Genomic DNA, 16233 nt, shown 5'->3' with positions numbered 1-16233 from the left:
AAGCGCTAAATGGCCCTATTAGCGCTTAAACTTTGTTTCTAATATTACCGACGAAGTTGTTCTTTCTACTCCATCTAGATTACCTATATCATCAAGCAAATGACTCAATTTTTCGAGGTTTTGAGCTTGTACGACTGCAATCAAATCAAATTCACCACTAATCGCATAAAGCTGAGAAATTGCGTCAATTTGCTTCAGTTCTATATTCGTTTTTGTGGTTAACTTTTGTTTCACCTTAATTGATACATGCGCTGAGACCATTTGGCTTAAATAAGCATCACCGTAATCAACGCTATACCCTTTGATCACACCCGACTCTTCCAGCCTTAACATCCTACTTTGTACCGTAGAGCGTGATAAATTTAAGGCCCTTGCTAAATCCGACACACTTGCGCGAGCGTTAGTTTTTAATATCGCAAGCAACTTTTCATCTTGAGGAGTTATCATTTTGTTTAATTCTTTCGTCAATTTGCTTTTTATTTTAGTCAATTTACACAAAATAGCACTGCAAATTTAAGTTCGCAAACCAGATAATATAAATAATTGATAAGAAAAATAATCTCATCGTGCGTAACTAGGCAGGAACGGCTTAACTAACCTAGTTTTTGCAATTTTAATTTTTTCATATTAAGCCAGATTTAGGTGCAACACATGCAAGTAACAAGAGAATTATTCAATGACGTAATGGTGCCAAACTATAACCCTTCAGAGGTTATCCCAGTTCGTGGCGAGGGTTCACGCGTGTGGGATCAAAACGGTAAAGAGTTTATCGACTTTGCAGGTGGTATTGCAGTGAACTGCTTAGGTCATTGTCACCCTGCCCTTGTTAATGCATTAAAAGAGCAAGGCGAGAAAATTTGGCATTTATCAAATGTAATGACGAACGAACCGGCATTGCGTTTGGCTAAGAAGCTCACTGATGCGACCTTTGCTGATAAGGTTTATTTTGCAAACTCAGGGGCAGAAGCAAACGAAGCAGCTTTAAAACTCGCGCGTCGTTGGGCATTAGATGTACATGGTGAACAAAAGAATCAAATTATTGCCTTTAATAAAGGCTTTCATGGCCGTACATTTTTTACTGTAACGGTAGGTGGTCAAGCGGCGTACTCGGATGGCTTTGGTCCAAAACCAGCTGCCATCGATCATTGTGATTACAATGACCTTGCTGCATTTGAAGCGCTTATCAGCGACAACACATGTGCGGTTATGATGGAACCTTTGCAAGGTGAAGGCGGTATTATTTCACCAACTAGCGACTTTGTTAAAGGGGTCCGCGCATTATGTGACAAACACAACGCACTTCTCATTTTTGATGAAGTACAAACGGGTGTTGGCCGCACAGGCGCTCTATACGCTTACCAAGATTTAGACGTAACACCTGATATCCTAACAACAGCAAAAGCACTGGGTGGTGGCTTCCCTATCGGTGCCATGATCACCAAAGCTGATATTGCCGAGCACCTAAAAGTAGGGACACATGGCTCTACTTATGGCGGTAATCCATTAGCGTGCGCTGTAGCTGAAGCGGCATTCGATACAGTTAACACACCAGACGTGCTTGCTGGAGTTAAAGAGCGCGAACAACTTTTACGTGATGGCTTAAAAGCCATTAACGAAAAATACGACGTATTTAGTGAAGTACGTGGTAAGGGTCTATTATTAGGTGCAGTGCTTAACAGTAAATATGAAGGCCGTTCTCGTGACTTCCTCGTTGCAAGCACTCAGCACGGTTTAATGAGCCTAGTTGCTGGCACAAATGTTGTGCGCTTTACGCCTTCTTTAGTGATCCCACTTGAAGATATCAAAGAAGGTTTAGCACGCTTTGAAAAAGCGGTTGCAGACGTTGTAAACGGTTAATCCAAGTTGGCGTGCTGTTAATTCAGCACGCCATCGGAGAGCAATGAATGCAAGTATTACGTCCAATTACTGCAAATGATTTTGCAGCTTTAAAGCAAATTGCCATTGAATCGGGCCATGGTTTTACCTCACTCCCGGTTGATGACAATTTATTGCTAGAAAAAATTGACCGCGCTGAACGCAGTTTTGCCAAAGACATCAATAAACCACATGATGAAACCTATTTATTTGTTTTAGAAGACAGTAAAACCGGTCAAGTCATTGGTACCACAGCCATTGAGGCTGCGGTAGGTATGTCGGTCCCACTTTATCATTATCACTTAGGTAAAACAGTCCATCATTCTCGCACGCTTAACGTGTATAACACGGTTGATATTTTGAGCATGTGTAATGATTACACAGGCTGTTCCGAAATTTGTACCTTATTTTTACGTGAGCAAAACCGTAAAGGGTTAACCGGGCGATTTTTATCACGCTCGCGCTTTTTATTTATGGCGCAGCACAGTGAGCGTTTTGCAGACACCGTTATCGCAGAAATGCGTGGTGTCAGTGATGAAAAAGGACATTCACCATTTTGGCAATGGTTACAAGAACACTTTTTTAGTATTGAGTTCCCACAAGCAGATCACTTAGTGGGCTTGGGCGATAAAGTATTCATTAGCGAACTCATGCCAAAATACCCAATTTATGCCAACCTTTTAAGCAAAAAAGCGCAAGCTGTGATTGGTAAAGTGCACGAAAAAACCAAACCAGCACTCAAACTACTCGAAAAAGAAGGGTTTGAGCATCGCGGCTATGTTGATCTATTCGATGCAGGCCCCACGGTAGAAGCAAAACTTGGCAATATTCGCAGCGTTCGTGAATCACAGGTATGCCCTATTACCATTGCTGAACTGGCGCATATAAACGAAAAAAGCTCAGACACATTGGCAATCTGCAATCAAGGTGTGAATGACTTTAGATCCACATTCACAAAGCATGCTCATTATAACCACGCGAAACACACGCTTATTGTCAGCCAGGAAGTGGCCAATGCACTTAAATTAAAACAAGGGGATGCAGCGCGATTTTTCCGCCTGTAGCCGCTTAAGGAGATTACGGTGAGTCAAATAACTCAAGATACGCAATTAATAAATAACCAGTGGCAGCATGGTCTAGGCCACGAGTTCAACTCTGTTAACCCAAGCAATGGTGATATTGTTTGGCAAGGCAAAACAGCCACAGCAGAGCAAGTGGATGCTGCCATAAAAGCAGCACGAGAAGCACAACTAGACTGGGCAGACAAAACCGTTGATGAACGCATTGCAGTATTAGAGCGCTTCGCAGACCAATTAAAAGAACATAGCGAAGAGTTTGCAACAATTATTGCCCGTGAAACAGGTAAGCCATTATGGGAAACGCGCACTGAAGTAGGCGCGATGACCGGTAAAATTGCTATTTCAGTTAAAGCATACCACGAACGTACTGGCACAACCGAGAACCCAATGCCAGGCGCCAAAGCGTTTATTCGACACAAACCACACGGTGTTGTCGCAGTGTTTGGCCCTTACAATTTCCCTGGTCACTTACCAAATGGCCACATTGTTCCTGCTATTTTAGCGGGTAATACCGTGGTGTTTAAACCTTCTGAACTGACCCCCCATGTTGCAGAGTTTACATTAAAACTGTGGCTAAAAGCCGGTTTACCAGCAGGTGTCATCAACCTTGTACAAGGTGAAGTGGATACTGGGATTGCCCTTGCCAGCCATAAAGATATTGATGGTTTATTCTTTACCGGCAGCTCAAACACAGGTCACCTATTACATAAACAATTTGCAGGCAACCCAGGTAAAATTTTAGCGTTGGAGATGGGCGGTAATAACCCGCTTATTGTAAAAGATGTCGCTGATATCAACGCTGCGGTTCACGATATCATTCAATCAGGTTTTATTACCTCAGGTCAACGCTGTACCTGTGCACGCCGATTATTCATTGAGAATACACAAAATGGTGATGCTATCTTAGACAAATTAGTGGCAGCAACTAAGCACATTGTCGTCGCAGATAGCTTTAGTGAAGAGCAGCCATTTATGGGCGCAATGATCAGCGAAAAAGCAGCGCTTGGCATGGTTGCTGCGCAGCAACAACTTATTGAAATGGGGGCAACTCCCCTTGTTGAACTAACACATCTACAACCGGGCACAGGCTTTGTAAGCCCAGGAATTATTGATGTGACGAATGTAAAAGAGATGCCTGATGAAGAGCACTTTGGACCACTCATCAAGGTATATCGCTATACAGACTTTGATAGCGCGATTGAAGAAGCAAATAACACCGCATTTGGTTTATCTGCCGGTTTATTAAGTGATGCAAGTGCAGACTATGATCACTTCTTAAAACGTATTCGTGCTGGTATTGTTAACTGGAATCGTCCAATAACAGGGGCTTCTAGCGCCGCACCGTTTGGTGGTATTGGGGCAAGCGGAAACCACAGAGCAAGCGCATACTATGCAGCAGACTACTGTGCATACCCTGTTGCTTCTGTAGAGGCCGACAAAGTTAACTTACCTCAAACCCTTGCGCCGGGCTTAATTATTGAATAATTGATTGGCGGTCTTACCGCCTTAAATGAAGGAATTTAAAATGCACACAGATGTAAATGCCCTATTTGAAAAACTATGGGATAACTATTTATCAGTTACGCCTTCGGCAGTGAAAGTTCATGAGTTACTGGGTTCGACACAAAAAGATGATGTAATAAACGACCACATTGCATTACGTACTTTTAACCATGAAAAGATTGGCCTCGAAAAGCTCGCAGCCCACTTCTTAGCCGTGGGCTATAAAGAGTGTGGTGAATACCACTTCGAAGCAAAAAAACTGTATGCAAAGCACTATGAACATTCAGATCCGAAACAACCTAAAGTGTTTATTTCTGAATTACTTGTAGAGCAATGTTCAGCAGAGTTACAAGCCATTGTTAACGACATGGTAGAAAAAATTGATGCCGATGCCGTCACTGCTGATAACTTTTTATACTCAGGGACTCATTGGCAAGTAAGCTCAGACACTTACAAAAAACTATTAGCTGAGAGTGAATATGCAGCGTGGATGTCAGCATGGGGCTACCGTGCCAATCACTTCACAGTTAGCATTAACGAACTTGCCAAGTTTGATAACATTGAGAGCGTAAACCAAGCATTGAAAGACGCAGGCTTTGCACTCAATACCTCTGGCGGTGAAATTAAAGGCTCACCAGAGGTACTTCTTGAGCAATCATCAACTTTAGCTGATGACAGTGAAGTAGAATTTAGTGATGGTAAAATGGCAGTACCAAGCTGTTTTTACGAGTTCGCGCTACGTTATCCAAAACCCGATGGCGAACTTTACACGGGCTTTGTGGCGGCCTCTGCTGATAAAATATTTGAAAGTACCAATGCACGCTAATTAGCGGCAAGGTTCTGCAATTATAGAATTGATAAATCCCCTTTTTAAAGGGGATTTTTTTCGTTTAACAAACAATATTAATCCATAGAATAAATATTATTAATCGATTTATACCCTTGAAAAATAACAATAAAAAATTATTTTTATTTTCCTAAAAAATTTTATTGCACAAATAAAAAACCAGATCTATTATCTCGCTGCTTCTTGATGATAGCCAATCCGAGTACATTACAAACCCTGTTTGTAGCAAGGCGATAGAGCAACTATCCAAGAGTGAATTTGATTGCACACCCTTTATAAATATGTGCGCTTTTAATGACACTCAACTGACTCGGACTTCCATTTTTACCGAGCGGTTGCTTAATTGCCGGAGAGTAAAATGGCTATTTCAACACTTACACAAGACTTAACAATCAAAGTACCTGCAGCTAAGGTTGCTGCAAACCAAACATTACATTTTGCACAACCGTCGAATCAACTTATTGAGCAATTAGTTGCACAACACGGTGCCCCGCTAATGGTTTTAGACTGCGAGTCTGTTCGCCAACAGTACCGAGCTTTAAGCCGTGCTTTGCCGGGTGTGACTTTATACTTTGCACTGAAACCACTCCCGCATGCTGCTGTTGTACGAACTTTACTTGAAGAAGGTGCAAGCTTTGACTTAGCAACCAGTGGGGAAATTGATTTAGTTGCAAACCAAGGCGTGCCCAGTGAGCGTACTATTCACACTCACCCAATAAAACGCGATGCAGACATTCGTGATGCACTTGAATACGGTTGCAATGTGTTTGTGGTTGATAACATCAACGAACTCGAAAAGTTCATTGCATACAAAGACGACGTTGAACTTCTTGTTCGCTTAAGCTTTCGTAATGCAGACTCATTTGCTGATTTATCGAAAAAGTTTGGTTGCAGCCCTGCAATGGCGATTGACATTATTACCTACGCACAGCAACTGGGTATTCGTATTAAAGGTTTATCGTTCCATGTTGGTTCGCAGACAGCAAGCCCAAGCAAGTACGTTACAGCAATTTCAGCATGTAACCACGTAATTAATGAAGTGACAGCGCTGGGATTACCTGCATTAAGCACGCTTGATATTGGTGGCGGTTTCCCTGTGCCTTATAACAAAGATGTACTGCCTATTGATGAGTTTTGTGCGCCAATAAACGACGCGTTAGCGCAATTACCAGACACCGTTCGTGTAATTGCTGAACCCGGCCGCTTTATTGTTGCCGGTGCCGTCACCAGTGTTGCATCAGTCATGGGTCAAGCTGTACGCGAAGGCAAACCATGGTATTACTTAGATGATGGTATCTATGGCTCATTCAGTGGTTTACTTTTTGACGAAGCGAGTTATCCGATTGACTCATTAAAACAGTCAGGCGAGCGCGTAGAATCGGTACTGGCAGGCCCAACATGTGACAGTATTGACGTAGTAAGCGAGTCAATTATGCTACCAAAACTAAACAACGGTGATTTAATCATCAGTCGCATGATGGGTGCATATACATTAGCAACCGCTACCGACTTTAACTTTTTTAAACGTGCAGAAGTCATTGTGTTAAACGATGTTGTACACGTTGATGCACTAACAGGTTAACAAGTTCCTCGACAAAGCATGCAAGGCAAACATGCTTTAACTCTACAAAACGCAGCTGCTCATTCCAGCTGCGTTTTTTTATTAAAAAAGCCTTTTCAAATGAAAAGGCTTTAATTATTAAACGACTTAGAGTGCTGTCTTAAAACTTAAAGCTTGCGCTTAAACGAACATAACGCGGCTTTTGATAGTTAGTTGCTAACAAGTAATCTGGGTTAGCTGCACCTCGATAACCACCAAAATCCGGATCATATGCTGAAATAAATTCTGCAGTTTCATTGTATTCCGTTATTTCATCATTGTTGAATACATTGAATACATCCGCTCTAAATGTTAAGTCATGCTCAGAAATTTTCATGTTATATTGCAGACTTAAATCTAGGTTCCAAGTGTTTGGTGTGCGTCCTGCACTGCCACGAGGCACTAGCTCACCGTCTTTATAGAATGCTTCTGCACCATATAAAGATGCAAAGGCATCAGTTGGGTGTAGACCAAATGCTCCATAAGGACGACCAGTACGCCAGAAGAAATTAGAACCCATTGTTAGGTTTTCTGTAATTTCATAAGCAAACTGCATCTTAACCTGATGGCGTCTGTCATTTGGTAAGTTACCAGACGCACCATCCGTTAAGCCTGGTTGGTCAAAGTTAGTTGTTAAACCAGCATCGGTCTGTTCATTATCTGAACGAACATAACCTTCATTATTACCCCAGCTATGTGACCATGTGTAGGTAAAGTCTAACATCCAGCCATCAGCCCATGCTTTATTGAAGTTCACATCAACAGCACCATACTGACGCTCAGCTTTAGGATAGCCTAAATCTGAATTTGGAATCGTGTAGGCTCCGTATGCAAGTGGACCATCGCCATCAGGGTCAGTGGTAATTGTTACGTCTTCACCTGGATTTGTTAGTACATAATAATGGAAACCATCACACATGGTACATGAACTACCAAACTCTCGCTCAACATAATCGTTAAAGCCTTTATCGATAGCGATATCTTCTAATGAGCTTTTCAAGTCACGGTATGTTGCTTTTACACCCATACTCCAATCTTCAGTTAATACCGTTTGGAAACCTAAGATAAACTCATCTTGATACATTGGCTCAATGTCAGCGTTAACTGTTTCATCCGTGCCTTTTAACGTACCATCAGCAAGGATATCTTTTGCCGACAATGCTTCTCCAAGAATAGGCGCCTTCGAAATATCATCTGCAATTCCTAACACTTCGAAAAACTGACGAGTGTACAGTTCATCACCAGCTAGACGAATGTTGGTATTTGTTGCAACTGGTAAGAAGTAACGACCGTAGTTTGCAAATACTTTAAACTCGCCTTCACCGAATGGGTCCCAACTTGCACCTAAGCGCGGCGCCCATTGATCTGACACATCAACAAATTTTTGATTTTCTTTATTATAGTTTTCGAAGGTTTCATTACGTAAACCAAGTGATAGGGTTAAGTTATCGGTCACTGTCCACGTATCAGTAATATAGTATGCAGAGCTTTTCGTTGTGAAATCACCGTTGTTTATATAAAACTCTTGGCGAACCACACCACAGCTAGACGGATCACCGGCTTTCACAGCATCTAAATCATCACAGCCTTGATAACGATAAGCAACACCACCTGAACGTTGAGTATTCTCAGTAGAATCAAGCTCTTCATAATCTAGACCAAAACGTAGTGTATGAGAATCTGTCGCATACCAGTCAAAATCAAGACGATATGCAGTACGTTTATCTTCTTGTAAACTAGGCGAGCTTAAGGCCCACTCGCCTAAATCAGTACCGCTAAAGCGCTCGTAAACCATAGGGTATTCACCAAACGGACTCGAACCAGCGTTTACATTACTGTAGTTCGCTTCGTTAATTCCACCCATCGCACTGACCGTTAAAGTGTCAGATAAAATACCTGTGTATTTTAATGAATAAGTCTTACCACCGCGTTTTAAAGTATAGTCACCTCGACGGCTAGTAATTTGACTTGCCTCTGGATCCCAATTGTATTTAATACTATCAAGATCACTTGAACTATCCCAACCCGTGAACTCTAAGATGTGATCATCTGTAATATAGTAATCAAGTTTAAGTGCTACAAATAAGTCGCCTGACTCACGTTCATACTTATTAGAAGTTGATGCATAGTCAGAGACACGTTCGTTGTAATTAACTAAACCAAAAAAGAATAACTTATCTTCAACAATTGAACCGCCAGCCCATAAGTTATAGTCATTTTCACCAACTTTACGCTGACTTTGGTCGCCATTAAAATATTCAGTGCCGTAAAGATCGACCCCTTCCTCTGTACGGTATGTTTGTGGAATGTCTTCTGCCATTGAGCTTGGCTCGAAATAGGTGCTCGCACCCCATACAAATTCATTTGTACCACGTTTGGTTGTCGCGTTGACTACCCCACCAGTAGAGCGACCAAATTCTGCAGAGTAGCCACCGGTTTTAACTTCAAATGTATCGTAAAATTCAAATGGTACATCTGCACCACCTAAACCGTTTCTGAAGTTAGTTACGTTCATGCCATTCACATAGTAACTATTTTCACCCACTGACGCGCCACCAAATGATGCTAAATTACCGAAACCTGCATCACCTTGTGTCGTTCCTGGCGCTAATAATGCAACTGAAGTTACATCACGTGCGACTGGTACGCGTGCCAATAATTCTTGGTCAACAAAAGTAACAGACTCACTTGATGAAACATCAATTGAACTAATTCGATTACCCATCACTTCAATCACTTCAGGTTTTTCTCCTGATGCGTATAGCGTCACAGGTAAACTTGTTTTAACACCCATATTGATTCTTAAACCAGACTCTTGAGCCAGTACATAACCGTCTTTTTTTACAGACACGGTATAAGAACCCGTTGGTAATAGAGGAAAACGGTATGAGCCATTTTCTGATGTAACAAGTGTACGTGTTAGGCCTGTTTCTTCATTTTTTATTTCTATTACAGCCCCTGACAATTGCTGACCCTGGCTAGATTCCACAACACCTGTTAAAAAGCCCGATGATGCACTATCTGCAGCCATTACATTGTGTGCGCTCAATGCACCCATAATAGTCAACGCTATTATGCTTTTTTTATAATTATTAAATCCCATTTGGACACCTCTCGTTATTGTTACCAAAATGTAACATATCTTTTCTATCACTATATCGTTTACAACAACAGTAAGATGAGTAACAAAAATAAAAACATAACGTTAGCATCATGTAAATTAGCGGAAAGGAGGTTATACGGGGGCTGTAAGAAAAACCAGGCTGTTTACATAAAAGAAACAAAAGCATATATCGTAAACAAAAATTTACGATATATGCTAAATTTAGATGGAATTTGCTTTATATAATTATTGCATTACTTTTGAGTTTTTTATTCTCAAATAAACAAAGGTTTATAGTCATTCTCAAGTTGTTCAAATGACAAGTTGCCAATAAAACGCCCGAAACTGAGCCACGTAGCTAAACCTCTTAAATCTTTGAAATGTGGAGGAATAAATTTAGGATCTTCAATCACTCCTAAGTCATGTAATTGTGAGATAAGCCTAAAATCATCAATTGAGATTTTGCCGACTAACAATAAATGTAATTGATCAATGCGACCTAACTGAATTGCAACACGGATCAAGTTATACACCAACACAAAACCTTTAATGTAAGCAATGTCTTTCGTAAATGGCAGACCCGTTGCAGTGCTTCCTCTAAAGACACGTTGCGTTAACGTATAGCTGTCGTCTTTACTTAGCCCTTGCGCAATATAATCTCGATAAATATCAACAAACTCTGCACCATCAATTACTTTGGTAATACCTTGAATACGATTAACTAATTTAGCTAACCGCCTTGGTGTTGACTTAAGCGTAATTATTTCTGTCAAAACAGCTAAGCCTTCTTGGGTAACTGTTGAGCTTGGCGTGCCCTTACTTAAACAGGTTAAATAAGGTTGAGCTAAACCATTTTGCGTGGTGCCGACGTGGATCCAGCCTTCATGCACTTCAAGAATATCAAGTTCTCGTTGTGAGAATTTCACATCTTGATTCAGCTTAATATTGTCCGCCCCTGCTGCTGCATCACTGACAATACCATCACTTAAAATAACTTCTACATTTATACCCGGCATACTCTGCTTCACTTGCTCAGCCAGAATCTTTACCGCATCCACTGCCTCAATATTTTTTGGGTCATCGGGTAAAATGTCTGCATCAAGCATGCTTTTAAGAGGTTGTTCTAACATCGTAGCCAATTCAGCAAGCGAAGGTTCACCCGCATGGAATAAATCTTTTGGGTGACCAAATAACTCCACCGACAGGTCATGAAACTCGGGGGTTCCACGATATTCAATCATACTAAGTACGGTTTTATACTCTGTGCACATTTTACTCATGTACTGTGCAATAGGATTTAACTGACCGAGTTGACTGATGATATCGCGGTTAAGATCTGAAAATGCTCGGCGTAAATCACTTGGCACAAAACCAAGGTCACGCTGTTGGTAATAGGCTTGGTCAACAGTCGGGTTTTTTTGACATTTATGTTTAAAAAACTCTTCTTTGATCTGTTTATCCCAATTAATCGCATCAAGAATTCTGATCGGAGTTTGTAGGGCGATTAATCGGTCAGATAATTCGCGAGTTTTTGTTAATAATGCCTTATCAATCATGCTTTAAGCTCACAAGTAAATGAGCTTTGAGCATAGGCTAAATTCAGTGAATTACAAAGCAAATTCGCAGCGTTTTGACTAAAATTTTTCGCGTTTTGCGACACGCTTTCCATTCTCAAAGATTAATAAACTTGGCACCGAATTTATCCCGTATTCAATAAATAAATCATTACCATAGTCAATTGAAACCGGCATATTGGCGGTAAATTTTTTAACATACTCAGCGACCGCATTGTGGTCTGTCCAAAGCTGACTCACTTTTACTTCCACATCAATTCCCTGTACTGCAAGTTCATTAATGTACTTTTGAGCAAGTACACATTGCTTGGCCATTTGTGGACGGGTATCAGCTAAATACCAATCGCACCACGTTGTTGTAAACAACACCGCTTTTTTAGCGTCTTTGGGGATCACTAATTGCGTGCCACTCTTTTGCTTTTCATTAAGCAGCCTTACTTTATCAACTCGGCCATTGTGCGAGAGTAACCGTAACGTATTATCGAGCGGCTGATCGGCATCATGCCCTTGAAAAATCACATTTTGATTATTATCAATTAAGACATGAAAAGGCGTACCTAAAAACTCATAATGCTTTGCAACCTTCGCTGTATGGTCTGTGTACATAGGCATTGTGAGTGAAAACTGGTTTTCAACTTTCGCAACGGCATCCGCGTTATCATTAAGGTCTATATTGATAGCGATAAACTGAATTTTATCACCGTACTGTTCATAACTTCGTTGAAAATGTGGCATTTGCTGCATACAAGGTTTACACCACGTGGCCCAGAATTTTAAGTAAACGGGTTTTTGTCCAAATAGGCTATTAAGACTAACCTCTTCGCCTGTGTGGGTTTGTAAAGTGAGTGGAGGTTGCGCTGACAACGGACTTCCTATACTCATAAGTAACGTGAATAAAATTGTAATAGCTAAACGGCTCATACGGTCACCTGCAAATAGAAAACAGTTTAGTGGTGGGGGGTCGCTAAGGTATTGTAAATTTTCGACACCCACGGCACTTTTTTTGTTTTTTAATGACCTAACGCAAAACACTGGTGTATGAATATTCACATTACACAAAATAGCACTAAACTTTTTATAGGTATTTAACGTACTGAGAATAAAAGGAGTCATCATGAAAAATGAATTAGACGGTAAATTAATTCTTTCTGTTTACGAAAAAATTATCCAACACGGTGAAGACCATGAAGACGGCAAGCTCTATGAAGGCATTTGCGCTTTCTCTGATATTGATGGCTACACCGTTTACTTAAAAGGCAGTGGTGTTTTGCTTCGCTTTGGTTTTCATAATACTTATCACCTTGATTACCAACATGAGAAGAATAAAGACGACTTTATAAAGAAAATTCAATTTATTGCTAACGAGGAGCACTAACTTAACAATGTCGCGACGTGTAAAAGCTGAATCAAAGCAGCAAGTTGCTTACATAAATGAGGTAATTAGCGCACTGAAGGATGATCCTCGTAAGTTAGACATCATTCGTAAAAACCTAGACTTTTATCGCGAACAAAGCTTTCTCAAACGAGGTTTCTTGCTAGCAATAGAACGTTTCGATTGGGTCTTTGAAGCCAGTAACGGTGTAGACGAAGTGTGTGCGCAAATTCTTGCCGATGATTATATCGGTAAACGTTTACGCCGTTACCCTTTGCTGTACAAAGGGGTAATCAACCGCACTTAAAACATATCTTATCGCTAAAAACATGACCCAGAGGTTAAAAAATGCTAGGTTAACGCCATTTTGTAATTATGAGAACTGGATATGTCAAAAGCAGTAGATTCACCAACCACAAACGATGGTGATAACAATGGATTGTTTAACAGGTTCCTAGCGACTGTCGAATTTTTAGGGAATATGCTCCCCCACCCAATCACACTCTTTGCAATGTTTTGTGTGGCAATTATTGTTTTTAGCGGTGTTGCAGATTGGTTTGGATTAAGTGCCATAGACCCGCGCCCCGAAGGTGCCGCTGGCCGCGATCCTGATGGTGTGATTGAAGTAGTCAGCTTACTTAGCGCTGAAGGCTTGCAACGTATTGTGACAGGTCTTGTAACCAACTTCACCAGTTTCGCCCCGCTGGGCACTGTATTAGTTGCTCTTTTAGGTGTCAGTGTTGCTGAACATTCGGGACTACTCTCTGCAGCAATGCGCGGCATGGTCATGGGTGCATCAAAACGTTTAGTCACGTTTATGGTGGTCTTTGCGGCAATATTATCAAATACCGCATCTGAGCTTGGTTATGTTGTATTAATTCCTTTAGCCGCAATGATTTTCCACAGCTTGGGGCGTCATCCATTAGCAGGTCTTGCTGCAGCATTTGCAGGGGTATCCGGTGGTTACAGTGCGAATCTATTGCTAGGTACGATTGATCCACTGTTAGCGGGTATTACGACACCCGCTGCACAAATGATTGATCCCAATTATCAAGTAGGCGCCGAAGCTAACTGGTATTTCATGATGATTTCGGTATTCCTAATCGCTATTTTAGGCACTTTCGTTACCGAAAAGATTGTTGAACCACGCTTAGGTAAATACAACCCAGAAGAAGCAAGTAATGACTTGCCTAAAAACGATATCGCAGGCTTAACGGCAAAAGAAAAATCAGGATTAAAGTGGGCGGGTGTCTCATTATTGGTTGTCTCGCTGTTACTTGCATGGACCATTGTTCCTGACGATGGCATTTTGCGTAACCCTGAAACAGGCTTAGTTGCACACTCACCTTTCTTAAAAGGCATCGTGGTTTTTATTTTTGTCACGTTTGGTATTCCTGGATTTGTCTATGGCCGAGTTGTCGGCACGATGAAAAACGATAAAGACGTCATCGATGCGATGAGTAAAAGTATGAGCTCTATGGGCATGTATATCGTCTTGGTGTTCTTTGCAGCTCAATTTGTTGCCTTTTTCAAATGGACTAATCTAGGTACTATTTTAGCTATCAATGGTGCTGCACTTCTGCAAGCTTTAAACCTAACAGGCCCAGAGGTTTTCGTACTCTTTATTTTAATGTGTGCGCTAGTTAACTTGAGTTTAGGCTCATCCTCTGCACAGTGGGCAGTAACAGCACCTATTTTTGTGCCTATGTTAATGCTAATTGGCTACGCACCCGAAACCATTCAAGCGGCATACCGTATAGGTGACTCTGTGACAAACTTAATTACACCAATGATGAGCTACTTTGGTTTAATTTTGGCGGTTGCCACTAAATACAAAAAAGACATGGGTATTGGCACACTCGTCGCCACTATGCTGCCATATAGTATGATTTTCTTTGTCGGTTGGGTTGCCCTATTTTATCTTTGGGTATTTGTATTAGGCCTTCCGGTGGGACCTGAATCACCTATTTATTACCAACCTTAATCACGATTAACGTTTAAAAGCCAAGTAGAATACTTGGCTTTTTTGTTTCGATTGTTGTGAGGCTGTGTATATACTTCTATGATTATTACTCCTGTTCCTATCCTTTATTTTTTATGACGTTACCGATAAAAGTCTGTGCTTTACTATGCTGTGTAATGACGTTCAGTTTGCAAGCAAACCCAACCAAACAGCTTGAAACTGCTTTATCAACGTCTTTAGTACTTACTGATGGCGACAGTATTACCTTGGGGTTTGGTGATTTTGATCCTCAAAAAATATTTAACCCTCACTTTACCAATAAAGATGGCGAGAGCATTGCCCTTCGCAAAAAGTTGCGCTTATACAGTGTTCCTTTCTCATGGGAGGCAAAACAGCCCTACTATGAACATAAGTGGCATATAAACGGCCGGGTCAGTTATTTGAATCAAGCTGATTTCATTTCACTCTTTGACGAAGCCCAATCCGACTCTATTTCTGAAACTGTCTATAGCGCCACGTTTGGTATTAATGCTGAAAAAGCACTTGGCTCAAAATGGTCCTATATTATTGGCTTAAATAGCCACTACCTACATTACGACAATGACTACGATTATAACTCTCAGCAAAGCCGTGACGTATTAAAACCGCTAACCAACAATCTCTATACCAATTTAAACAGTAATGCGCTGGTGTTAAATCCCAGCCTGTCTATGGTTTATAGATTGCCTCGACATTGGGGCTATTATGAATATAAGTTAAATATTAATTATTATTACGGCTGGGCTTTATCACAACCTAACGAAATTGAAAGTGCAAAGCCTGAAACAACACGGATACTTAATGGCATAAAAGCTAAATTTAATATGTTCAAAGTGGGCCCCTTTGAACAAGCTTTCTACATTAAAGGGCAACGCATTGACTTAGGTGGAGATAGCCATGCTGCGTTTGGCACTGATCACTTTTATGAATATGGCCTTGGCTTTTTGTGGGACAGCCGTCACTGGACCTCATGGTTCGATAATTTTGGTATTGGTATCAATATTCATAGTGGGAGTAGTCTAGAGGGAGCCGCCATCGTGCTTTACTTCAATGAAATTTAGTTACTCAATTTTGATAGTTATTTCTCTTTTAAAGCACAACAATCAAATTTCAAACTAAGATGTACATTTTTAATCCGACAGATTAGAGTAAATACATAAAAGCAGTGTAAAAAGGGATGAAAACACATTTTTATCATCCTAAGTAACCACGCCTTTACTGAATAAGTCATCATAGACTGGGCATACGTGCGTGCGAACTGTTTATACCAAACATTAA

The 16233-nt window shown here is 40.9% G+C and carries 13 protein-coding genes; 9 read left to right on the top strand and 4 right to left on the bottom strand.

The features are described 5' to 3' along the window. Nucleotides 1–18: 18 nt before the first annotated feature. Entirely contained in the window at nt 19–447 is a 429-nt protein-coding gene (locus D0907_RS16695; RefSeq protein ID WP_036972068.1) for an Lrp/AsnC family transcriptional regulator, read from the bottom strand. Between the two features lie 204 nt (nt 448–651). Here D0907_RS16695 and D0907_RS16690 point away from each other — a divergent pair, with 204 nt between their 5' ends. From D0907_RS16690 to D0907_RS16670, 5 genes are all read left to right on the top strand, one after another. Beyond that, nucleotides 652–1857 carry an aspartate aminotransferase family protein gene (locus D0907_RS16690; RefSeq protein WP_065979022.1) on the top strand — a complete coding sequence of 402 codons (1206 nt, stop codon included), beginning with the start codon at nt 652–654 and terminating at the stop codon, nt 1855–1857. A 47-nt stretch (nt 1858–1904) separates the two neighbouring features. Beyond that, nucleotides 1905–2939 (top strand): arginine N-succinyltransferase, encoded by a 1035-nt coding sequence (gene astA / locus D0907_RS16685; RefSeq protein ID WP_118844850.1) that lies wholly within the window; start codon nt 1905–1907, stop codon nt 2937–2939. A gap of 27 nt (nt 2940–2966) precedes the next feature. Beyond that, nucleotides 2967–4439: a succinylglutamate-semialdehyde dehydrogenase gene (astD, locus tag D0907_RS16680; RefSeq protein ID WP_118845270.1), complete on the top strand. Its 1473-nt coding sequence runs from the start codon at nt 2967–2969 to the stop codon at nt 4437–4439. 40 nt (nt 4440–4479) lie between these two features. Then, the gene (locus D0907_RS16675; protein ID WP_118844849.1) at nt 4480–5283 is read left to right on the top strand and encodes a DUF1338 domain-containing protein; all 804 of its coding nucleotides are present in this window, start codon (nt 4480–4482) and stop codon (nt 5281–5283) included. A 379-nt stretch (nt 5284–5662) separates the two neighbouring features. Beyond that, a complete protein-coding gene (locus D0907_RS16670) occupies nt 5663–6886 on the top strand; it encodes a type III PLP-dependent enzyme (RefSeq protein WP_118844848.1) in 1224 nt (407 codons plus the stop codon). A gap of 139 nt (nt 6887–7025) precedes the next feature. Here D0907_RS16670 and D0907_RS16665 read toward each other — a convergent pair whose 3' ends face one another. From D0907_RS16665 to D0907_RS16655, 3 genes are all read right to left on the bottom strand, one after another. Further along, nucleotides 7026–10007 carry a TonB-dependent receptor gene (locus D0907_RS16665; protein ID WP_036972078.1) on the bottom strand — a complete coding sequence of 994 codons (2982 nt, stop codon included), beginning with the start codon at nt 10005–10007 and terminating at the stop codon, nt 7026–7028. A 275-nt stretch (nt 10008–10282) separates the two neighbouring features. Beyond that, on the bottom strand, nt 10283–11563 hold the full coding sequence (locus D0907_RS16660; protein WP_036972081.1) for a flavohemoglobin expression-modulating QEGLA motif protein: 1281 nt from the start codon (nt 11561–11563) through the stop codon (nt 10283–10285). A 78-nt stretch (nt 11564–11641) separates the two neighbouring features. Further along, a complete protein-coding gene (locus D0907_RS16655; RefSeq protein ID WP_065979298.1) occupies nt 11642–12502 on the bottom strand; it encodes a redoxin domain-containing protein in 861 nt (286 codons plus the stop codon). A gap of 193 nt (nt 12503–12695) precedes the next feature. Here D0907_RS16655 and D0907_RS16650 point away from each other — a divergent pair, with 193 nt between their 5' ends. The 4 genes from D0907_RS16650 to D0907_RS16635 all read left to right on the top strand — a co-directional run bounded on the left by D0907_RS16650 (nt 12696) and on the right by D0907_RS16635 (nt 16016). Continuing rightward, nucleotides 12696–12956 carry a DUF3081 domain-containing protein gene (locus tag D0907_RS16650; protein WP_036972083.1) on the top strand — a complete coding sequence of 87 codons (261 nt, stop codon included), beginning with the start codon at nt 12696–12698 and terminating at the stop codon, nt 12954–12956. A 7-nt stretch (nt 12957–12963) separates the two neighbouring features. After that, on the top strand, nt 12964–13260 hold the full coding sequence (locus tag D0907_RS16645; protein ID WP_051501861.1) for a hypothetical protein: 297 nt from the start codon (nt 12964–12966) through the stop codon (nt 13258–13260). Between the two features lie 81 nt (nt 13261–13341). Continuing rightward, complete coding sequence (locus D0907_RS16640) at nt 13342–14937, top strand: AbgT family transporter (RefSeq protein WP_036972087.1); 1596 nt, start codon at nt 13342–13344, stop codon at nt 14935–14937. A gap of 155 nt (nt 14938–15092) precedes the next feature. Then, nucleotides 15093–16016: a Solitary outer membrane autotransporter beta-barrel domain gene (locus D0907_RS16635; RefSeq protein WP_162898064.1), complete on the top strand. Its 924-nt coding sequence runs from the start codon at nt 15093–15095 to the stop codon at nt 16014–16016. Nucleotides 16017–16233 lie beyond the last annotated feature (217 nt).

Origin of the sequence: Pseudoalteromonas lipolytica (genome assembly GCF_003515105.1) — a bacterium.
GTDB lineage: Bacteria > Pseudomonadota > Gammaproteobacteria > Enterobacterales > Alteromonadaceae > Pseudoalteromonas > Pseudoalteromonas lipolytica.
The sequence above is the reverse complement of the archived record's forward strand: the minus strand, read 5'-3'. Positions and strand labels throughout refer to the sequence as shown.